Annotated in this window: 17 protein-coding genes; 12 read left to right on the forward strand and 5 right to left on the reverse strand. The window is 63.2% G+C overall.

The features are described from left to right. Positions 1-37 precede the first annotated feature (37 nt). The 12 genes from NCCP436_RS08380 (at position 38) to NCCP436_RS08435 (ending at position 16,379) form a co-directional block, all read left to right on the forward strand. A complete protein-coding gene (locus NCCP436_RS08380; RefSeq protein WP_220803535.1) occupies positions 38-214 on the forward strand; it encodes a hypothetical protein in 177 nt (58 codons plus the stop codon). Continuing rightward, positions 198-3,152: a sensor histidine kinase gene (locus NCCP436_RS08385; RefSeq protein ID WP_220803536.1), complete on the forward strand. Its 2,955-nt coding sequence runs from the start codon at positions 198-200 to the stop codon at positions 3,150-3,152. The genes NCCP436_RS08380 and NCCP436_RS08385 overlap by 17 nt, the downstream gene beginning before the upstream one ends. Before the next feature lie 53 nt (positions 3,153-3,205). Then, positions 3,206-4,633 (forward strand): sigma-54 dependent transcriptional regulator, encoded by a 1,428-nt coding sequence (locus NCCP436_RS08390; protein ID WP_220803537.1) that lies wholly within the window; start codon positions 3,206-3,208, stop codon positions 4,631-4,633. 834 nt (positions 4,634-5,467) lie between these two features. Next, the gene (locus NCCP436_RS08395) at positions 5,468-6,865 is read left to right on the forward strand and encodes a polynucleotide adenylyltransferase PcnB (RefSeq protein ID WP_220803538.1); all 1,398 of its coding nucleotides are present in this window, start codon (positions 5,468-5,470) and stop codon (positions 6,863-6,865) included. A gap of 2 nt (positions 6,866-6,867) precedes the next feature. Beyond that, positions 6,868-7,368, forward strand: a complete 501-nt coding sequence (gene folK / locus NCCP436_RS08400; RefSeq protein WP_220803539.1) for a 2-amino-4-hydroxy-6-hydroxymethyldihydropteridine diphosphokinase — start codon at positions 6,868-6,870, stop codon at positions 7,366-7,368. A 205-nt stretch (positions 7,369-7,573) separates the two neighbouring features. After that, complete coding sequence (gene panB / locus NCCP436_RS08405; protein ID WP_220803540.1) at positions 7,574-8,374, forward strand: 3-methyl-2-oxobutanoate hydroxymethyltransferase; 801 nt, start codon at positions 7,574-7,576, stop codon at positions 8,372-8,374. Further along, a complete protein-coding gene (gene panC / locus NCCP436_RS08410) occupies positions 8,371-9,228 on the forward strand; it encodes a pantoate--beta-alanine ligase (RefSeq protein ID WP_220803541.1) in 858 nt (285 codons plus the stop codon). Before panB ends, panC begins: the two co-directional genes overlap by 4 nt. A 78-nt stretch (positions 9,229-9,306) precedes the next feature. Further along, entirely contained in the window at positions 9,307-10,971 is a 1,665-nt protein-coding gene (pgi, locus tag NCCP436_RS08415) for a glucose-6-phosphate isomerase (protein WP_220803542.1), read from the forward strand. Between the two features lie 206 nt (positions 10,972-11,177). Next, entirely contained in the window at positions 11,178-13,115 is a 1,938-nt protein-coding gene (gene acs / locus NCCP436_RS08420; RefSeq protein ID WP_220803543.1) for an acetate--CoA ligase, read from the forward strand. A gap of 70 nt (positions 13,116-13,185) precedes the next feature. Beyond that, positions 13,186-14,052: an oxygenase MpaB family protein gene (locus NCCP436_RS08425; protein ID WP_220803544.1), complete on the forward strand. Its 867-nt coding sequence runs from the start codon at positions 13,186-13,188 to the stop codon at positions 14,050-14,052. Between the two features lie 84 nt (positions 14,053-14,136). Further along, positions 14,137-15,315 carry an acetyl-CoA C-acetyltransferase gene (locus tag NCCP436_RS08430; protein WP_220803545.1) on the forward strand — a complete coding sequence of 393 codons (1,179 nt, stop codon included), beginning with the start codon at positions 14,137-14,139 and terminating at the stop codon, positions 15,313-15,315. 116 nt (positions 15,316-15,431) lie between these two features. Beyond that, positions 15,432-16,379 carry an adenosine deaminase gene (locus NCCP436_RS08435; RefSeq protein ID WP_220803546.1) on the forward strand — a complete coding sequence of 316 codons (948 nt, stop codon included), beginning with the start codon at positions 15,432-15,434 and terminating at the stop codon, positions 16,377-16,379. Positions 16,380-16,424: 45 nt separating this feature from the next. Here the strand turns inward: NCCP436_RS08435 and NCCP436_RS08440 are convergent, their stop codons facing one another. From NCCP436_RS08440 to NCCP436_RS08460, 5 genes are all read right to left on the reverse strand, one after another. Next, the gene (locus tag NCCP436_RS08440) at positions 16,425-18,509 is read right to left on the reverse strand and encodes a TonB-dependent copper receptor (protein WP_220803547.1); all 2,085 of its coding nucleotides are present in this window, start codon (positions 18,507-18,509) and stop codon (positions 16,425-16,427) included. A 59-nt stretch (positions 18,510-18,568) separates the two neighbouring features. After that, positions 18,569-18,943, reverse strand: a complete 375-nt coding sequence (locus NCCP436_RS08445; RefSeq protein ID WP_220803548.1) for a DUF2946 domain-containing protein — start codon at positions 18,941-18,943, stop codon at positions 18,569-18,571. Next, positions 18,943-19,437, reverse strand: a complete 495-nt coding sequence (locus NCCP436_RS08450; RefSeq protein ID WP_220803549.1) for a copper chaperone PCu(A)C — start codon at positions 19,435-19,437, stop codon at positions 18,943-18,945. Before NCCP436_RS08450 ends, NCCP436_RS08445 begins: the two co-directional genes overlap by 1 nt. Positions 19,438-19,482: 45 nt before the next feature. Continuing rightward, the gene (locus tag NCCP436_RS08455) at positions 19,483-20,877 is read right to left on the reverse strand and encodes a PepSY domain-containing protein (RefSeq protein WP_220803550.1); all 1,395 of its coding nucleotides are present in this window, start codon (positions 20,875-20,877) and stop codon (positions 19,483-19,485) included. Between the two features lie 81 nt (positions 20,878-20,958). Continuing rightward, the gene (locus NCCP436_RS08460; RefSeq protein ID WP_220803551.1) at positions 20,959-21,345 is read right to left on the reverse strand and encodes a DUF2946 domain-containing protein; all 387 of its coding nucleotides are present in this window, start codon (positions 21,343-21,345) and stop codon (positions 20,959-20,961) included. Between the last annotated feature and the right edge of the window lie 24 nt (positions 21,346-21,369).

The following is a 21,369-nucleotide window of genomic DNA, read 5'->3' on the forward strand; positions in this document are numbered from 1 at the left end:
TCCTTTACCATCGGGGCAGCTTTGGACGAGGCATCACATGTATATCTATCGACTGGTTCTGATCCTCGTGGTGGGAATCTATCTGTTCTCACCGGCCATCATGGACTGGTGGATCGACCCTCATGGCGCCTGGTACCGGCCTTACCTCTTGTGGCTGATCCTGATCGTCGTAACCTTCATCCTGCAGAGCCAACGCGATGCTGACGAGCTATAGCCTGAGCGAGCTGATTCTGATCAGCGCCGGCTACCTGCTGATACTCTTTGGCGTGGCTTGGCTCAGCGAGCACGGCCTGATCCCACGCCGGATCATTCGCCACCCGCTGACCTACACCTTGTCGCTGGGCGTGTATGCCAGCGCCTGGGCCTTTTACGGCACCGTCGGCCTGGCCTACCAGTACGGCTACGGTTTCCTCGCCAGCTACCTGGGAGTATCCGGAGCCTTCCTGCTGGCCCCAGTGCTGCTCTATCCGATCCTGCGCATCACCCGAACCTACCAACTGTCATCGTTGGCCGACCTGTTCGCCTTCCGCTTCCGCAGCACCTGGGCCGGCGCGCTGACCACCCTGTTCATGCTGATCGGCGTACTGCCATTGCTGGCCCTGCAGATCCAGGCGGTGGCCGACTCCATCGGCATACTCAGCCGCGAGCCGTTACAGGAAAAAGTGGCGCTGGGCTACTGCGCACTGATCATCCTTTTCACCATCCTCTTCGGCGCCCGTCATATCGCCACCCGCGAAAAGCACGAAGGTCTGGTGTTCGCCATCGCCTTCGAGTCGCTGGTCAAGCTGGTGGCGCTCGGCAGCATTGGCCTGTACGCGCTGTACGAAGTATTCGGCGGCCCACGCGAACTGGAACTGTGGCTGGTGCAGAATCAGGCGGCGCTATCGACCCTGCACACCCCGCTGCAGGAAGGTCCCTGGCGTACCCTGCTGCTGGTGTTCTTTGCCTCAGCCATAGTCATGCCGCACATGTACCACATGACCTTCACCGAGAATCTCAACCCCCGCGCCATGGTCAGCGCCAGTTGGGGCCTGCCGCTGTTCCTGCTGCTGATGAGCCTGGCTGTACCGCTGATCCTCTGGGCAGGTCTGAAATTGGGGGCCACTACCAATCCGGAATACTTCACCCTCGGTCTGGGTATTGCCATCAACAACGAAACCCTGGCCCTGCTCGCCTACATCGGCGGGCTTTCCGCCTCCAGCGGACTGATCATCGTCTCTACCCTGGCCCTCTCGGGAATGGTGCTGAACCACCTGGTACTGCCGCTGTACCAACCACCGGCCGAAGGCAACATCTACCGCTGGCTGAAATGGACACGGCGCACGCTGATCGTCTTCATCATCATGGCCGGTTACGGCTTCTACCTACTGCTCGGTGCCCAGCAGGATCTGGCCAACCTTGGCATCGTCGCCTTCGTCGCTACCCTACAGTTCCTGCCAGGGGTGCTCTCGGTACTGTACTGGCAGACAGCCAACCGACGCGGCTTCCTGGCCGGACTGCTGGCCGGCATTACGGTCTGGACTCTGGGCATGCTGCTGCCACTGCTCGGCAATCTGGATGGTTTCTACTTGCCACTGCTCAACATTGTCTATGTGCTCGACGATGCCAGCTGGCACCTGGCGGCCATCGCCTCGCTAGCCGCCAACGTCTTGGCATTCACTCTGGTTTCACTGTTTACCGAGGCCAGTCCCGAGGAGAAGAGCGCCGCCGAAGCCTGTGCAGTGGACAACGTGCGCCGCCCGCAACGCCGTGAACTGGTCGCCGTATCGCCACAGGACTTTGCCGCACAACTGGCCAAACCGCTGGGCGCCAAAACGGCACAGCGCGAGGTGGAGCAGGCCCTGCGCGACCTGCACCTGCCGTTCGACGAAAGCCGTCCCTATGCCCTGCGCCGCCTGCGCGACCGTATCGAGGCCAACCTCTCGGGCCTGATGGGACCGAGCGTGGCGCAGGACATCGTCGAGACCTTCCTGCCGTACAAATCCGGCAGCGAGGGTTACGTCACCGAGGACATTCACTTCATCGAAAGCCGGCTGGAGGACTACCAATCGCGCCTTACCGGTCTTGCCGCCGAGCTCGACGCACTGCGCCGCTACCACCGCCAGACGCTGCAGGAACTGCCCATGGGCGTCTGCTCACTGGCCAAGGATCAGGAGATTCTGATGTGGAACCGGGCAATGGAGGAACTCACCGAGATACCTGCCCAGCGCATCGTCGGCTCGCGCCTGAGCACCCTGAGCGAGCCCTGGCAAAGCCTGCTTCAGGACTTTATCGAACGACCAGATCAGCACCTGCACAAGCAGCACCTGGAAGTTGACGGGCAGATTCGCTGGCTCAACCTGCACAAGGCCGCCATCGACGAGCCGCTGGCTCCCGGAAACAGCGGCCTGGTACTGCTGGTCGAGGATCAGACCGAGACTCAACTGCTCGAAGACAAGCTGGTGCACTCCGAACGCCTGGCCTCCATCGGCCGCCTGGCTGCCGGCGTGGCGCACGAGATCGGCAACCCCATCACTGGTATCGCCTGCCTGGCGCAGAATCTGCGCGAAGAGCGCGAGAACGATGCCGAGCTGACCGAGATCAGCGGGCAGATCCTGGAACAGACCCGGCGTGTATCACGTATCGTCCAGTCACTGATGAGCTTTGCCCACTCCGGTAGCCACCAGCGTAGCGACGAGCCAGTCTGCCTGGCCGACGTAACGCAGGATGCCATCGGCCTGCTGTCGCTGAACAAGCGCAACTTCGACATCCAGTTCTACAACCTGTGCGCTCCCGAGCACCTGGTCTGCGGCGACCCTCAACGCCTGGCCCAGGTGCTGATCAACCTGCTTTCCAATGCCCGCGACGCCTCACCGCCCGGCGGCGCCATCCGTGTACGCAGCGAGGCCGGCGAGCACACCGTCGACCTGATCGTGGAAGATGAGGGTAGCGGCATTCCCAAGGCCATCATCGACCGCCTGTTCGAGCCCTTCTTCACCACCAAGGATCCGGGCGAAGGAACAGGTCTGGGCCTTGCGCTGGTCTATTCGATCGTGGAAGAGCATTATGGACAGATAACCATCGACAGCCCGGCAGACCCCGAGCGCCAGTTGGGCACTCGAATTCGCGTAACCCTGCCGCGTCATGTCGAGACGACGTCCGTAGCGATGTAAACAGCGAATGCAGGTGCCTGCCGCACCTTCGTGACCGTCGAGAGACCGTATTGATGCCACACATTCTGATCGTCGAAGACGAAACCATCATCCGCTCTGCCCTGCGCCGTCTGCTTGAGCGCAACCAGTATCAGGTCAGTGAGGCCGGCTCCGTCCAGGAAGCCCAGGAGCGCTACAGCATTCCCACCTTCGACCTGATCGTCAGCGATCTACGTCTGCCGGGCGCTCCCGGCACCGAACTGATCAAGCTGGCTGAAGGCACCCCGGTGCTGATCATGACCAGCTATGCCAGCCTGCGTTCGGCCGTGGACTCGATGAAAATGGGCGCTGTCGACTACATCGCCAAACCCTTCGACCACGACGAAATGCTTCAGGCCGTGGCCCGCATCCTGCGTGACCGTCAGGAAAACAGCCAGGCGTCGGCCGCACCGGCATCGCCAACCACCCGTAGCGGCACGGCAGAGCGCGCAGCCAACAATGCCAACGGCGAGATCGGCATCATCGGCTCCTGTGCAGCCATGCAGGAGCTTTTCGGCAAGATCCGCAAAGTCGCTCCGACCGACTCCAACGTACTGATCCAGGGCGAATCCGGTACTGGCAAGGAACTGGTAGCGCGCGCACTGCATAACCTGTCGCGACGCGCCAAGGCACCGATGATCTCGGTGAACTGCGCGGCCATCCCGGAAACGCTGATCGAGTCAGAGCTGTTCGGCCACGAGAAAGGCGCGTTCACTGGCGCCAGCGCCGGCCGCGCCGGTCTGGTGGAGGCGGCGGACGGCGGCACCCTGTTCCTCGACGAGATCGGCGAACTGCCACTGGAAGCCCAGGCCCGATTGCTGCGGGTGCTGCAGGAAGGCGAGATCCGCCGAGTCGGCTCGGTGCAATCGCAGAAGGTCGATGTGCGCCTGATCGCGGCCACCCACAGAGACCTGAAGACCCTGTCGAAGACCGGCCAGTTCCGCGAAGACCTCTATTACCGGCTGCACGTGATTGCTCTCAGACTGCCGGCCCTGCGTGAACGGGACGGCGACGTCAGCGAAATCGCCCGGGCTTTCCTGGAGCGCCAATGCACCCGCATGGGTCGCGAGCCTATGCACTTCGCCAGCGATGCCGAGCAGGCAATCCGCCATTACTCATGGCCAGGCAACGTGCGAGAGTTGGAGAACGCCATCGAACGGGCGGTCATCCTCTGCGAAGGCACCGAGATCACTGCGGATTTGCTGGGTATTGATATCGAACTGGACGATCTGGACGAGGAAAGCTTCGAACTGCCGTCACAGTCCACTGCCAGCAACAATCACGAGCCGACAGAGGATCTGTCGCTGGAAGACTACTTCCAGCACTTCGTCCTCGAGCACCAGGATCACATGACCGAGACCGAGCTGGCGCGCAAGCTTGGTATCAGCCGCAAGTGCCTGTGGGAACGTCGCCAGCGCCTGGGCATTCCTCGTCGCAAGGCGAGCATGACCAGCGGCTCTTGACTTCTGCCAGCGGTGACAGCGGGCAGACGCCGAGGTTCCACAGGATGTTACCGCTTCAATATTTCGTAACAAAGGCCGGGTCTAACGGTAACGAAAAGCCGGCCTCCGTTTCTGAACCAGCCATCCGAAGACTTACCAACCCATTGAATTTAAAGGATTTTCAAAAACTGGCACGGCAACTGCTTTATATCTGGCACAACAACAATAACAAGCAATGCCCTAGACAATAAGAACAAGACGTAACGACTCCAGAACAACAAAAACAACAATGCTAGGAGGCGCAGCTAACTGATTCTTTTGGAGAGGAGTTGCCACAGGGGTTCGCCCCGTTCGGTCAGGCCGAGAATAATAAAACTGTCCTCAGACAGCACCTGAACTGATTGAAAGCTGGCAGCATCAGCGTCCAAAGCAATCCGTTTGCTATTGACTCCCTCCCTTGGGGAGTGCCCGGCAAGCCACGGCAAACCGGGAAGGGCTCGACAAGAAAAACAACAGGCCCTCAATAACAACAAGAACAGAGCACGCACCAACTTGGGGGGGAGCTTCGGCTCCCCCAGTAGCTTCTGGCCCCCAAATCCCCCGCCTGCCATCTCTTCCTGCACACCTCGTCCCGCCACGGTGCTAGAATCCGTAGCAAACATGCGGTTAACGTTTCGCATGCCGTTAAAATCGTCGCCAGGCGCGTCGATACAAGGCAAGGCAGCCCATGCGGCGGAGGTTCATGCACAGATTTACCTGCCCCGTCTGCAAGACTGCTCCTGAAGCTGCGCCGCCCGCACCGGCCGTTTCCAGTTGCACGCGGCTGACCGGCCACCACATCAAACAGTGCATCCCATGCTGAAAAAGCTGTTCAAGTCTCTCCGTTCCCCCCTACGCCGCGCCTCACGCCCACGCAGCACGCCAGAGGTGCTCGGCAGCCGACAACACCCTATCAACCGCAACGAGATCAGCCGCAACGCCATCAGCGTAGTCGAGCGTCTACAGAAGGCCGGCTATCAGGCCTATCTGGTCGGCGGCTGCGTACGTGATCTGCTGCTGGACATCGACCCGAAGGATTTCGATGTCGCCACCAGCGCCACTCCCGAGCAGGTGCGCGCCGAGTTCCGCAATGCCCGGGTGATCGGCCGTCGCTTCAAGCTGGTACATGTTCACTTCGGCCGCGAGATCATCGAAGTTGCCACCTTTCGCGCCAATCACCCGCAAGGTAGCGACGAGGCCGACAGCAGCCGTGCAGCCCGCAACGAAAGCGGCCGCATTCTGCGCGACAACGTCTACGGCACGCTGGAAGACGATGCCCAGCGCCGCGACTTCACCATTAACGCGCTGTACTACGACCCGACGCAGGAACATATCCTCGACTACGCCCGCGGCATGCACGACGTGCGCAACCATCTGGTACGCCTGATCGGCGACCCCGAGCAGCGCTATCTCGAGGATCCGGTTCGGATGCTGCGTGCAGTACGCTTCGCCGCCAAGCTGGACTTCGATATAGAGAAGCACAGTGCCGCGCCGATCCGCCGACTGGCGCCGATGCTGCGCGACATCCCGGCGGCACGCCTGTTCGACGAAGTACTCAAGCTGTTTCTCGCCGGTTACGCCGAATACACCTTCGATCTGCTGCTCGAGCACGACCTTTTTGCCCAGTTGTTCCCGGCCAGCGGCGAAGCCCTGCAGCAGAATCCCGAATACACCGAGAAGCTGATCCGCCAGGCACTGATCAACACCGACGAACGCATCCACAGCGGCAAGTCGGTCACTCCGGCATTCCTTTTCGCCGCTCTGCTCTGGCCCGCTCTGCCGGCCCGCGTACTGCAATTGCAGGAGCGCGGCATGCCGCCAATCCCGGCAATGCAGGAAGCCGCCCACGATCTGATCACCGAGCAATGCCGGCGGATTGCCGTACCCAAGCGCTTCACCATCCCGATTCGTGAGATCTGGGACATGCAGGAACGCCTGCCACGCCGCAGCGGCAAGCGTGCCGATCTGCTACTGGAAAACCCACGCTTCCGTGCTGGCTACGACTTCCTTCTGCTGCGCGAACTGGCTGGCGAAGACACCGGCGGACTGGGAGCCTGGTGGACTGCATACCAGGAAGCCAGTGACAGCCAGCGCCGACAGATGATCCGAGACCTGGCCGGCAAGTCCGAGGCAGGCGGCAATGCCCCACGCAAGCGCCGTCGCAGCAATGGCCGTCGCAAACGTAGTGAGGGCGGCAGCGCCGCAGCAGAATAGCCATGGAACGCGTCTATATCGGTCTGGGTAGCAACCTGGCCACACCGCGCCAGCAGTTGGCGGCCGCGTTCGAGGCCCTGGCCAACCTGCCCCACAGCCATCTGGCTGCACATTCCTCACTCTACGCCAGTGACCCGCTCGGCCCTCCTGATCAGCCGCGCTACGTCAATGCCGTAGCAGCTCTGGACACCGAGCTGACGCCCTGGCAACTGCTCGATGCCCTGCAGGGGATCGAACAGGCTCAGGGCCGAGTGCGCAAGGCCGAGCGCTGGGGACCACGCACACTGGATCTGGACATCCTGCTATTCGGTGAACGAATCATCAGTGACGAACGCCTGACAGTACCGCACTACCATATGCACGCCCGCCCCTTCGTACTCTATCCGCTGGCCGAACTCGATCCCTCACTGCGCCTGCCAAACGGCCAGTCATTGCAGGATATGCTGCAGGTCTGCCCTTTCACCGGGCTGGAGCGGCTACCGAAAGAGCCCGGGCAATCCTGATACAGCCGCTCTGTCCTGGCACTCAGCCCGCCATCACGGCGGTAACGTCAGTAACAGGGCGGTAACACCCACAATTGACTTCATGCCCCCCCATCAGGACTATAGGCGTCCCGTCGCCCCGCGTCGGGCGCACCCTTATGCCAATCCAGGCCGGATTGCAGCCGACCAAGAAGCTGTATACCAGGCCTGAGCGAGGATATCTGAAATGCCTGACGTTACCCTGACCACTCTGCAAAGCCTCAAGCAGAATGGTGAAAAGATCGCCATGCTGACCGCCTATGACGCCACTTTCGCCCAGGCCTGCAGCCAGGCCGGTGCTGAAGTGCTGCTGGTCGGCGACTCCCTGGGCATGGTACTGCAGGGACACGACAGCACCCTGCCGGTGACTGTCGAGGAGATGACCTACCACACTGCCAGCGTCAAACGAGGTAACACCGGTTCACTGATCATCACTGATCTGCCATTCATGGCCTATGCCACCAGCGAACAGACCTTACTCAACAGCGCCAGGCTGATGCAGGCTGGCGCGCACATGGTCAAGCTGGAGGGTGCCGGCTGGCTGGCAGAACCGATCCGCTTGCTGGCTGAGCGTGGCGTACCGGTTTGTGCCCACCTGGGCCTGACACCGCAGGCCGTAAACATCCTTGGCGGCTACAAGGTTCAGGGACGCCAGGAAGCCCAGGCACGTCAAATGCGGGCCGATGCCATGGCACTGGAAGAGGCCGGAGCCGCCATGCTGCTGCTCGAATGCGTCCCCACCGAACTGGCCGCCGAAATCACCCAGGCGGTGAGAATCCCGGTCATCGGCATTGGTGCCGGGCCTCATACCGATGGTCAGGTACTGGTACTTCACGACATGCTCGGTCTGTCACTGTCGGGCCGCTCACCGAAGTTCGTCCGCAACTTCATGAGTGGTGCGAGCAGCATTCAGGCGGCTCTGAGCGCTTACGTCCAGGCTGTCAAGGACGGTAGTTTTCCCACTCCCGAGCACGGTTTCTCGGCATGAACACGGTCAAGACCCTGCGCGAGCTGCGCGCCGCCATCTCCCAGGCACGGGCCGAAGGCAAGCAGATCGGCTTCGTGCCGACTATGGGCAACCTGCACGCCGGTCACGTGTCTCTGGTGGAAATCGCCGCCCAACGCACCGACTTCGTGGTTGCCAGCATCTTCGTCAACCCGCTGCAGTTTGGTGCCGGCGAGGATCTGGACAAGTACCCGCGCACACTTGCCGCCGATCAGGAGAAGCTGCTGGCTGCCGGCTGCCACCTGCTGTTCCATCCGGATGTCAGCGAGATGTATCCCAGTGGCCTGCAGAGCCAGACCCGCGTCATCGTCAACGGTGTTTCCGAGGGCCTTTGCGGTGCCAGCCGGCCCGGCCATTTCGAAGGTGTGGCCACGGTGGTCACCAAGCTGCTCAACATGGTGCAGCCGGATCTGGCCGTATTCGGCGAGAAGGACTACCAGCAACTGGCAGTGATCCGCACCCTGGTGCGCGACCTGAATATGCCGATCCAGATTCTCGGCGCCCCCACCCAGCGCGCCGAGGATGGTCTTGCCCTGTCATCGCGTAATGGCTATCTCAGTACCGAGCAGCGCGCCATTGCCCCCGCCTTGTACCGCAGCCTGGAAGAGATCGCGGCCGAACTGCGCCGGGGCGCACGCGACTATACCCGGCTGATCGATGCGGCCCAGGCCCGGCAGCGCGCTGCCGGTTTCGAGCCCGACTACCTGGAAATCCGCAATGCCGTCACCCTGCAGCCGGCAGCTATCGACGACCGTCATCTGGTGATCCTCACTGCAGCCTACCTCGGCCATACCCGCCTGATCGACAATCTGCTGCTAGAGCTGCCCGCTCAGTAGCCATTGTCAAAGCAAGCCGACTAAACTCTTGGGCCCGGTTCAGCCGGGCCCCTTGCTTTTCGCGGATCAGGAGTTCAGATGGCGTACTACCAGCAGCCTCACGATGTCACCGCCCTGCCCGCCTGGCAGGCACTGCATCAGCATCGCCAGGAAATGGCCAACTTCAGCATGCGCGAAGCCTTTGCCGCCGATGCCACACGCTTTCAGCGTTTCTCTCTGGACAGTTGCGGCCTGCTTCTGGACTACTCGAAGAATCTGGTCACCGAAAACAGCCTGGAGCTGCTGATCCAGCTGGCCGAGCAGGCTGGCCTGCCGCAGGCCATTCAGGCGCTGTCCCAGGGCAAGCCGGTCAATGCCTCTGAGAACCGCGCGGCTCTGCACACAGCCCTGCGCAGCCCGATTGGCCGACGCCTGGAGCTGGACGGCGTCGACATCATCCCCGAAGTGCATCGCGTGCTGTATCAGATGACCGAACTGGTCAGCCGCGTACACAGCGGCCTGTGGCGCGGCTACAGCGAAAAACCGATCACCGAGGTGGTCAACATCGGCATCGGCGGCTCCTTTCTGGGCCCACAGCTGGTTTCCGAGGCTCTTCGCCCGTTCACCCAGCGCGGCGTGCGCTGCCACTACCTGGCCAATATCGACGGCAGCGAATTCCGCGAACTGACCGCTCGACTCAACCCGGAAACCACGCTGTTCATTGTCTCCAGCAAGTCCTTCGGTACGCTGGAAACCCTCAAGAACACCCTGGCCGCACGTGACTGGTACCTGGCCATGGGCGGCCCCGAGGACAAACTGCACCGTCACTTCATCGCCGTGACCAGCAACCGTCAGGCCGCCGTAGAGTTTGGCATTCTTGAGGAAAACATTTTCCCACTATGGGACTGGGTCGGCGGGCGCTACTCGCTGTGGTCGGCCATCGGCCTGCCCATCGCACTGTCCATCGGCGTCTCCAACTTCAAGGAGCTGCTGGCCGGCGCCTATGCCATGGATCAGCATTTCACACAGACACCGCTGTCCGGCAACATGCCGGTGCTGATGGCCCTGCTGGGGATCTGGTACTCGAATTTCTGGGGCGCTCAGAGCCACGCCATCCTACCTTACGACCACTATCTACGGAACTTCACCAAGCACCTGCAGCAGTTGGACATGGAGTCCAACGGCAAGAGCGTGCGTCAGGACGGTACACCGCTAGAGATCACCACCGGCTCGGTAATCTGGGGCGGCGTCGGCTGCAACGGCCAGCACGCCTACCACCAACTGCTGCATCAGGGCCGTCTGCTGGTGCCGGCCGACTTCATTGTCCCAGTCAACAGCTACAACCCGCTGTCCGACCATCACCAGTGGCTGTTCGCCAACTGCCTATCGCAGGCCCAGGCCCTGATGCAGGGCAAAACCCGTGAAGAAGCCGAAGCCGAACTGCGTGCCCGAGGATTGCCGGAAGAGGAAGTACAGCGCCTGGCGCCGCACAAGGTTATCCCCGGCAACCGTCCGAGCAATATCCTGGTAATGAACCGCATCGCCCCCTTCAATCTTGGTGCCCTGGTAGCACTATACGAGCACAAGGTATTCGTGCAGAGCGCCATCTGGGGCATCAATGCCTTCGACCAGTGGGGCGTGGAACTAGGCAAGGAGATGGGCAAGGAGGTCTACCAGCGGCTGACCGGCCAGGTGCAGGAACCAGCCGCCGATGCCTCCACCCAGGGCCTGATCGAGCACTTCCGTCAGCATCACCGGGGTTAGCCACAGCTCAGAGGGAGGAGCGTGGCCTTTCACATTGATGGCCACTCTCAACCCCGTGCCCCAGACATTGGCAGAGCCAGCAACCTGCGATGGGTCAACTGACATTACGAATGCGCCACCCTCTGGCACAACCTCCCCTTGAACCAAGCACCTGCTTGGGTGCACCCTTGTGACTGTTGCGGACAAACAATTACAAGGAACCCGCCATGTTCGAGATCACCCGCCATCCCGTGCCAGACGCGCTGCGCCAGCGTGCGCATCTGGATAACGACGCCTACCTGCGGCTGTACCGACAATCCGTCGAGCAGCCCGAACAGTTCTGGGCCGAGCAGGCCAGTACCTTCCTGCACTGGTTCAAGCCCTGGGATCAGGTGCACAGCAGCGACCTCTCACAGGGCCGTGCCGAATGGTTCAAGGGCGGCCTACTCAACGTCGCCTACAACTGCATCGATCGCCACCTGGAAAAACGCGGAGAACAGATTGCCATCATCTGGGAGGGCGACAATCCAGCCGAGTCGGCACACATCACCTACAACAAGCTGCACCATAACGTCAGCCGCCTGGCCAACGTACTGAAGAGCCGCGGCGTGAAAAAGGGTGACCGGGTATGCATCTACATGCCGATGATCCCGGAAGCGGCCTACGCCATGCTCGCCTGCGCACGCATCGGCGCTGTGCATTCGGTGGTGTTCGGCGGTTTCTCCCCCGACGCCCTGCGCGACCGCATCCTCGATGCCGACTGCCGCACCGTGATCACCGCCGACGAAGGCGTGCGCGGCGGCAAGTACATCCCGCTGAAGAACAACGTCGACAAGGCCCTGCAGAGCTGCCCGAACGTGTCTACCGTGGTGGTGGTCGAACGCACCCAGGGCGATGTGGCCTGGGTGGAGGGCCGCGACCTCTGGTATCACCAGACGCTCAAGGAAGTCGATGCCGAGTGCCCGGCCGAGCCGATGGACGCCGAAGATCCGCTGTTCATTCTCTACACCTCCGGCTCCACCGGTAAACCCAAGGGTGTGCTGCACACCACCGGCGGCTACCTGCTGGGCGCGGCCATGACCCACAAGTACGTGTTCGACTACCACGAGGGCGACATCTACTGGTGCACCGCCGATGTCGGCTGGGTCACCGGGCACAGCTACATCGTCTACGGTCCGCTGGCCAACGGTGCCACTACGCTGATCTTCGAGGGTGTGCCGAACTATCCGGATGCCTCACGCTTCTGGCAGGTAATCGACAAACACCAGGTGAATATCTTCTACACCGCCCCCACCGCCCTGCGCGCGCTGATGCGTGAAGGCGAAGCACCGGTGAAGCAAACCAGTCGCGCCAGCCTGCGCCTTCTAGGCTCGGTAGGCGAGCCCATCAACCCCGAGGCCTGGGAGTGGTACTACCATGTGGTCGGCGACCAGCGCTGCCCCATCGTTGACACGTGGTGGCAGACCGAGACCGGCTCCATTCTGATCACCCCGCTGCCCGGCGCCACGGATCTCAAACCTGGCTCGGCAACCCGGCCGTTCTTCGGCGTGCAGCCAGTGCTACTGGACGATCAGGGCAAGGAAATCAACGGCCCCGGCAGCGGCGTGCTGGCGATCAAGGCCAGCTGGCCAAGCCAGATCCGCAGCGTCTACGGCGATCACCAGCGCATGATCGACACCTACTTCAAACCCTACCCTGGCTACTACTTCACTGGCGACGGTGCACGCCGCGACGAAGACGGCTACTACTGGATCACCGGGCGTGTCGACGACGTGATCAACGTCTCCGGCCACCGCATCGGCACCGCCGAGGTGGAAAGCGCCCTGGTGCTGCACGATGCCGTGGCCGAAGCCGCCGTGGTCGGCTACCCGCATGATGTGAAGGGTCAGGGCATCTACGCCTTCGTTACCCCGGTACTCGGTGCGGAACTAAGCGACTCTCTCAAGAACGAGTTGCTGGCGCTGGTAGGCAAAGAGATCGGCAGCTTCGCCAAGCCGGAATTGATCCAGTGGGCACCAGCCCTACCGAAGACACGCTCGGGCAAGATCATGCGCCGCATCCTGCGCAAGATCGCCTGCAACGAGCTGGAGAACATGGGCGACACCTCGACGCTGGCCGACCCCAGCGTGGTCGACAGCCTCATCGAGCATCGGCTGAATCGCTGAACCGGCACGCCCCGGCCTCAACGGGCCGGGCGCACTTGTATTGCCCTGGCCTGGCGACGACACTGTGCGCATGGAACGCTTGCGTCAACGCATTGAAAAACAGATACACAGCCTCACCGGCGCCTCGCTGGGGCTGATCGACTTCGATCAGCCAAGGGGCGACCCCGGCCTGTTCGGCCCGCAAAGCATGGTGTGGAAAGTTCACGCCGACTTTACCTCGATGATGGTTGGCGGGGTTTCCGCACTGCTGCTGCAGATGCTGCATCCGCTGGCCCTGGCCGGAGTCTGGGATCATTCCAACTTCCGCCAGGACATGATCGGCCGCCTGCGCCGCACCAGCCTGTTCATTGCCGGCACCAGCTACGGCAGCCGCCAGGATGCCGAGCAGCTGATTCGCAAGGTACGCAATATCCACCTGCAGGTCGTCGGTCAGGCACCGGACGGCCGCCCTTATAGCGCCAGCGATCCCGAGCTGCTGACCTGGGTGCATGTTTCCGAGGTCAGCCAGTTCCTCGCCGCTCACCTGCGCTATGTCGCGCCACAGCTATCGCCGGCCGAACAGGATCGTTACTACGGGGAAGTCGCGCTGATCGCCGAGCGCCTCGGCGCACAGGATGTACCCAAGTCGACTCAGTCTGTCGCCGACTATCTGCAGCGCATGCGCCCACAGCTGCTCTGCGACGAGCGCACCCGCGAGGTGGTGCGACTACTGTATGCCGCCCCCATGCCCAGCCTGCTGGCCCGCCCGTTCGGCAGCCTGGTCATGCATGCCGGCGTCGAACTGCTACCAGACTGGGGCAGCGACTTGCTCGGCGAGCGCCTGCCGGACTGGCGCCGGCCACTGATCCGTGCTGCCGTTCAGCGCACCGCCGTACTGGTGCGCTGGGCCATGCGCAACAGCGCAGCCCAGCGGGCACGGCGGCGCATGGCAGCCTGAAGTGACACACTGGCCGGCCCGATACCGGCTGTGCGACCATCAGCGGTTTCCGGTCACAGACTGAACCGTATCGAGGATCCGTACATGCAAGACGTCGTCATCGTCGCCGCCACCCGTACCGCCATCGGCAGCTTCCAGGGCAGCCTGGCCGATATTCCGGCTCCCGAGCTCGGTGCCATCGTCATCCGCCGCCTGCTGGAGCAGACTGGCCTGGACGGTGCCCAGGTCGACGAAGTGATCCTCGGCCAGGTGCTGACCGCTGGCAGCGGGCAGAACCCGGCACGCCAGGCCGCCATCCGCGCCGGCCTGCCGCATGCCGTGCCGGCCCTGACCCTGAACAAGGTCTGCGGCTCCGGCCTCAAGGCCCTGCACCTGGCGGCCCAGGCCATCCGCTGCGGCGATGCCGAGGTGGTGATTGCCGGCGGCATGGAGAACATGAGCCAGTCCCCCTACGTACTGCCCAAGGCCCGCACTGGCCTGCGCATGGGCCACGGTCAACTGATTGACAGCATGATCCAGGATGGCCTGTGGGATGCCTTCAACGACTACCACATGGGCATCACCGCCGAGAACCTAGTGGACAAGTACGGCATCAGCCGCGAGGCGCAGGACGCCTTTGCCGCAGCCTCGCAACAGAAGGCAGTGGCGGCTATCGAGGCCGGCCGCTTCGACACCGAGATCACTCCCGTGCTGATTCCGCAGCGCAAAGGCGATCCGATTGCGTTCACGCGTGACGAACAGCCGCGTGCCGGCACTACTGCCGAGTCCCTGGCCAAGCTCAAGCCTGCCTTCAAAAAGGATGGCAGCGTCACTGCCGGCAACGCCTCCAGCCTCAATGACGGCGCCGCCGCAGTGCTACTGATGAGCGCCGGCAAGGCTCAGAAGCTCGGCCTGCCGGTACTGGCGAAGATCGCTGCCTACGCCAACGCTGGTGTCGATCCGGCGATCATGGGCATCGGTCCGGTCTCGGCAACCCGCCGCTGCCTGGAAAAGGCCGGCTGGAGTCTGGCCGACCTCGATCTCATCGAGGCCAACGAGGCCTTTGCTGCTCAGGCTCTGGCTGTCGGCCAAGAGCTGGGCTGGGACAGTGCCAAGGTCAATGTCAATGGCGGCGCCATCGCCCTCGGCCACCCCATTGGTGCCTCGGGCTGCCGCGTGCTGGTCAGCCTGCTGCACGAACTGATCCGTCGTGATGCGAAAAAGGGCCTGGCCACCCTCTGCATCGGCGGCGGTCAGGGCGTGGCGCTGGCCATCGAGCGCTAACGCCCGAGATGACGCCCCCCCGCAGCGGTTCGGCATGCCGCTGCGGGGGGTGCGGCAAAATCCTGTCCCAGCGGTTAGACTTCGGTTCGATACTAGCCTGAAGACGAGAGTCCACCATGCCCGAATGGCTCAATGCTCTGCCCAAGGCGGAACTGCACCTGCATCTGGAGGGTTCGCTGGAGCCCGAGCTGCTGTTCGCCCTGGCCGAACGCAACCGGATCGCCCTGCCCTGGAGCGATGTCGAAGCCCTGCGCGCGGCCTATGCCTTCAACAACCTGCAGGAGTTTCTCGACCTCTACTACCAGGGCGCCAACGTGCTGCGCTACGAGCAGGACTTCTACGACCTGACCTGGGCCTATCTGCTCAGGTGCAAGGAACAGAACGTCATCCATGTCGAGCCGTTCTTCGATCCGCAGACCCACACCGACCGCGGCATTCCCTTCGAGGTGGTGCTTCGCGGCATCCAGCAGGCGCTGCGTGACGGCGAGAAGCAACTGGGCATCAGTCACGGGCTGATCCTCAGCTTCCTGCGCCATCTGCCCGAGGAAGAGGCGTTCAAGACCCTGGAACAGGCCATGCCGTTTCGCGATGCCTTTATCGGCGTCGGGCTCGACAGTTCGGAGAAAGGCTTCCCGCCGCGGTTGTTCGAACGGGTATTCGCCAAGGCGCGCAGCGAAGGCCTGCACGCGGTGGCGCACGCCGGTGAAGAAGGCCCGCCCGAATACATCTGGGAGGCGCTGGACCTGCTCAAGATCAAGCGCATCGACCACGGCGTGCGCGCCATCGAGGATGAACGCCTGATGCAGCGCATCATCGACGAGCAGATCCCGCTGACCGTCTGCCCGCTGTCCAACATCAAGCTGTGCGTGTTCGAGCACATGAGCCAGCACAACATCCTGGAAATGCTCGAGCGCGGCGTGAAGGTGACGGTGAACTCGGACGATCCGGCCTACTTCGGAGGCTACGTCGGCGAGAATTTCGCCGCCCTGCACGAGCACCTGGGCATGACCGAGGATCAGGCCAGGCGTCTGGCGCAGAACAGCCTGGACGCGCGCCTAGCCTGAAGCATGCCCGGCAGGACGATCCTGCCGGGCATGGCCCCACCTGCCTCAGAAGTCGAAATCGACCTTGGCCCAAAGCGTACGCCCTGGTTCGTCGATGCGGGTATCGGCCGGGAAACCGAAGCCCGCATTGCCTGCCAGGTTGAGGTGCTCGGCGTATTGCTTGTCGAACAGGTTATCCACCCCGGCACTGAGCTTGACCTGCCGGCTGACGCGGTAGGCGCCGTTTAGCGAGAGCACAGCGAAACCGGCGCTTTCCCCCAGATCGCGCCCGACTACGTTGCCACGCCCCTCGGCAACGCGGCCCTGACCATCGACCGCACGCCAGAGCGCACCGATACTCCAGTCATCACGCTGGTAGCTCAGACCCAGACGCGCTTCCAGCGGCGGCATCTGCGGCAGCGCTTCACCATCCGAGCTGTTCTTGCCCCAGGCGTAAGCCAGGGTCGCATCGGCCTTCCAGTTGGAAGCGAAGGCGTAGGCCATGCCCAGCTCACCGCCCATGATGCGTGCGTCGACGTTGTCGGCCTGGGTGCCCATGCCGCGATAGTCGAACAGGATGTAGTCACGCACCTGCCCGGCATAGGCCGATGCCCAGGCCTGCAGCTTGTCGTCCTGGTACTGGACGCCGATATCGAACTGGGTGGTCTTCTCCGGCTCGATGCCGTCGAACGCATTGAGCGCACCGGCCGGGCCGTTCAGCCCGGCGGAGAACAGCTCCCAGTAGTCCGGGAAGCGCTGCACATGACCGATTCCGACATAGAGAGTGGTCGGCGAGCTGGCCATATCGTGCTCATAGCGCACGAAACCGCTGGGCAGAGTCTCAGCGCGTGTCTCACCCGCCGTCGGATTGACCTTGTCCATGCCCATCATGCTGCGAAAACTCTGCCGGTAATCCTTGGCCGAGGCGCGATCCACACGCACACCGGAGACCAGCCGATCACCCTCGGTCAGGCTCCAGGTAGCCTCGACAAAGGCGCCGTAATTGTGCATAAGGGCGTCCTTGCTCCAGGGGTAGCGGTCAGCGTCCGTGTAGCCCGTCATCATGCTGTAGGTGGAACGACGGCCACGGTGCTCGCTGCGCTGCGCATCGACGCCGGCGATCAGCTCGAGGTCGTGCCACTTCCAGGTTGCCGCCAGCCGGGCACCAAGGGTACGCCGGTCGACCTGCGAGGCCATGGGCATGGCCATCATGCTGCTCGGATCGGGCACGCGCAGGCGGAAGTTGTCCATGATGTGGTCGGCGTAGTTGTAGTAGACCCTGGCCTCGACCTTATCCAACGCGCCGCCGAGGTTGCTGCGCTCGATGCGCAGGCCCAGGCTTTCGCGCCTGAACTGGGTGCCATCCATGCCGCGCCCGGAGTAGCGTGCCTCGCCATCGCCACGACCCGCACTGAGTTCGATCAGGGTGTCAGGATCCGGCGTCCAGCCCAGCGCCACGTCGGTATTCCACTTGTCCCAGCGCGAGCCGATGGTGTCGCCGTCACCGTTGTCGTAGTCATCCGAATGCGAACGGTTGGCCATCAGTCGCAGGTAGCCCTGCTCATCACCCACGGCGCCGTCGAGCAGACGATCGAAACGGCCGTTGGAGCCAGCCAGCACACTGGCATGCAGGCGTGCGCCGAGCTCGCCGAAACGCTCCGGCTCGCGCTCGAAGCGCACCACGCCAGCCGAGGCGCCGGGGCCCCAGATCACCGTCTGCGGCCCCTTGGTCACGTTCAGCAGATCATAGGTTTCCGGAGCAATATAGGAGCTGGGGGCGTCCATCCGTCCGGGGCAGGCGCCAAGCATCTGGCCGCCATCGGTGAGCAGCAGCAGGCGCGAGGCGAACATCCCGCGTAGCACAGGGTCGCTGTTGCTGCCGCCGCTGCGAATCGCCGAGAAACCGGGAATGGTCTTGAGGTAGTCGGCGGCATCACTGGCCGGCACGGGCTGGCGTGGATCCTTGGGGTCGGCCACCACGGTCAGCGGCGAGCTCTGCTGGATTGCCGTGATCACCGTGGGCGGCAGTTCGTGAACATGCTCCTCGGCATGCAACGCAGTAATGGTGCACAGGCCACAGGCGATGGCCAGGGTGGACAGGGGAAAACGAGCGCGCACGGAAACGGCGCACGGTACGAAGGAAACGGACATGCGGATACCTGAATGGTCGATTTGCACAAAGGGCCAGCTAGCCCTCGCGGGAGAAGAAATCAGGCGTGCATGGGAGGCGCACGTGACAGTGCGCGCGGGAAATGGGTGCAGGACAGCGGCGCAAGCGCAAGCGCGCCACCTGTTTGCCGAGAGGAGGATTGCCTCAAGGCGACGGCCCAATGGCTGTCTGCCAGAGCAGGACAGTGGGAGAACAGCGAGCAGTAGCCGCAGGCATCCACCTGCAGCACCGGCCGGCCACCATCGCGGGCAAGCTGTTCGGGATCCCCACCCTCATGGCAGGCCAGTTCGTTCAGCCAGCGCCAGTCGGCCGGCTCGGCGCGCAGTTGCGACGCCAGAGGCGCCAGCACGATCAGGACGAACGCCAGCAGCCCGAGATGGGCGGCGAAGATCCGTCTGCGCGCCGTGATCATCATCAGTGCTGGTGCTTGCCTGCGTCGTGGCCGACAGCATGGTCATGGCCGGCCGGAGCCTCTTGCTGCACGGCCACCTCCACCTCGACGCTGCCGGCCTTCTCGAAGGTCAGGGTCAGCGGGAAGCGTTCACCGTTCCTGGCCTGCTGCTTCAGGTTGAACAGCATGACGTGGTAGCCCATGGGCTCGAACTTCACCTCGCCACCGGCGGGTATGGCCACATCCTGCACCTGCTGCATCTTCATCACGCCATCTTGGTGTACGTGCTCATGCAGTTCGGCCTTTCCGGCCACCGGGGTACTGGCACCGAGCAGGCGATCGGCCTCGCTACCCTTGTTGTGCACGACGAAATAGGCCGCGGCGGTCGGTGCCACCGGTGGCAGCGCGCGCGACCAGGGGTGATCGATATGCAGCTGGCCGACTTCGTACTCGTGGGCCTGGGCCAGCGTTGCGGGCAGGATCAGAGCAAGGCCCAGCAGGGTTTTGCGCAGGTTCATATGAGTTGTCTCCGGGTTGGTATCGTTGAAAAACATGGCACGTCTTCAGTTGGTGAGTCGGGTTCCGGGCAGCAGGCCCAAGGAACGGTCGAGCGCCCACATCAGCAACAGCGAGGCGCCCACCAGCGGAAAGACCATGCCCAGCAGGATCATCACGCCGATGGCGGCCTTCCAGCGCGGCAGGTCATGGCGCAGCGGCGGCACACCGAGGCGACCGGCCGGACGGCGTTTCCACCAGATCACCAGGCCGCTGAGCGCGCTGAAGAGGATCAGCAGGCAGACCAGCGCCATCAGGATCTGGTTGGCCAGGCCAAACATCTTGCCTTCGTGCAGCTTCACCCCGCTCTCCACCGCCCGCGCCACCATGCCGTAGTCCGCCCAGCGCACATCGGCCAGCACCTCGCCGCTGTATTGATCCAGGTGCAGGGTGGCGTCGTTGCGCGGGTCATCGGCGAACAACGCGACGCTGTAAACGCCGCTGGCGCCCTTCGGGAAGCTGATGCTGTAGCCGCGCTGCACACCACGCGCATCGGCGCTATCAACCACCTGCTGCAGGCTGATGCGTGGCGCCGCCGGACCCTGGTCATGGTCGGCATGGCCGCGATGCGCGGCATGCGCATCGGATGCCGGCAGCGGCGTAACCTCTACTGCCCAGGAAACGGTCTGCTCGCGGCTGCTGTTGAGGTTGCCGGCAAGCTGCCCGGACTTCGGCACGTCATCCCACATCGCCGCAGGAAACCGGTTCCAGGCACCGGCGAACTGGGCGCCCCAGAAGCCGGTCCAGGTCATCCCGGTGAGCAGCATGAACAACAGCAGCAGGGAGCCCCAGAATCCGGTTACCGCATGCAGGTCACGCCACAGCAGGCGCCCTCGGGCATGCAGGCGCGGCCAGATTATGCCGGCCGGGTTGTTGCCGCGCGGCCACCACAGGTACAGGCCGGACACCACCAGCACGATGCCCCAGCCGGCAGCCAGTTCGATCAGCCGGTCGCCCAGGGTGCCGATCATCAGGTCGCCGTGCAGGGTGCGCGCCACGGCCTGCAGGTTCCATTGCCCGTCCTGCTCGCCGAGCAGGGTGCCGCGGTAGGGATCGACGAACAGGTTGAGCAATCGACCATCATGCTCGATGACGAACTGCGCGCTGCGCCCTTCGCCGATCGGGGGCAGGTACTTGCTCACCGAGGCACCGGGATACAGTTGCTCGACCAAGGCCAGCTGCTGGTCGGCGCTGACTCGCTGCTCGGCCGCCGGTACCAGCATCAGGTGCGGGTACAGCCAGGTGTCGAGCTGCGGTTTGAACAGATAGATCATCCCGGTGATCGACAACAGGATCATGAGCGGGATGACGAACAACCCGGCATAGAAATGCCAGCGCCAGGCCAGGTTGTAGAAAGACGGTGCCGCACGAGCAGGTGCGGTGCAATCGAGGGAAGACGCCATGAAGCTTTCTCCAGCCCACCGCGGTCGTCGACGCACGGTCAGGCATTCGCATGATAGGGACGCCCGGAACGGGCGGACGGATCAGGCGAAAAAGGGAGAAGCGCGGGGATTGGCCGGAGGCCAGCGATAGCGGGTGATGCGCGGCAGATGCAGCGCGGGCAGCGGCCAGCCGCGCTCGCCGGCCAGCCGCCCGAACAGGCCGAAGAAGGCCGCGAGAATGATTGCGCTGAACAGGCTGGCCAGAGCGCAGTTGGAGCCGGTGGCCGGGTTAGAGGCGACGATGCCGGAGCCATCCAGATCAGCCCCTGCGCCGAAGTTGCCCTCGAACGAACAGTACTGACCGTCCAGACCGCTGAGCTGCAAGCCGGCCATCTGGCCGTGGCTGATGGCGCAGACGAACGCACTGAACAGAATGCTGAAGTACAGCACCCAGGCGGTCAGTGAGCGGTCTTTGCGGGCCAGTTTCATGGAGCGTGACTCTAAACAGAGGAT

The organism is Pseudomonas sp. NCCP-436 (genome assembly GCF_019656335.1).
In the GTDB taxonomy this organism is placed as follows: domain Bacteria; phylum Pseudomonadota; class Gammaproteobacteria; order Pseudomonadales; family Pseudomonadaceae; genus Aquipseudomonas.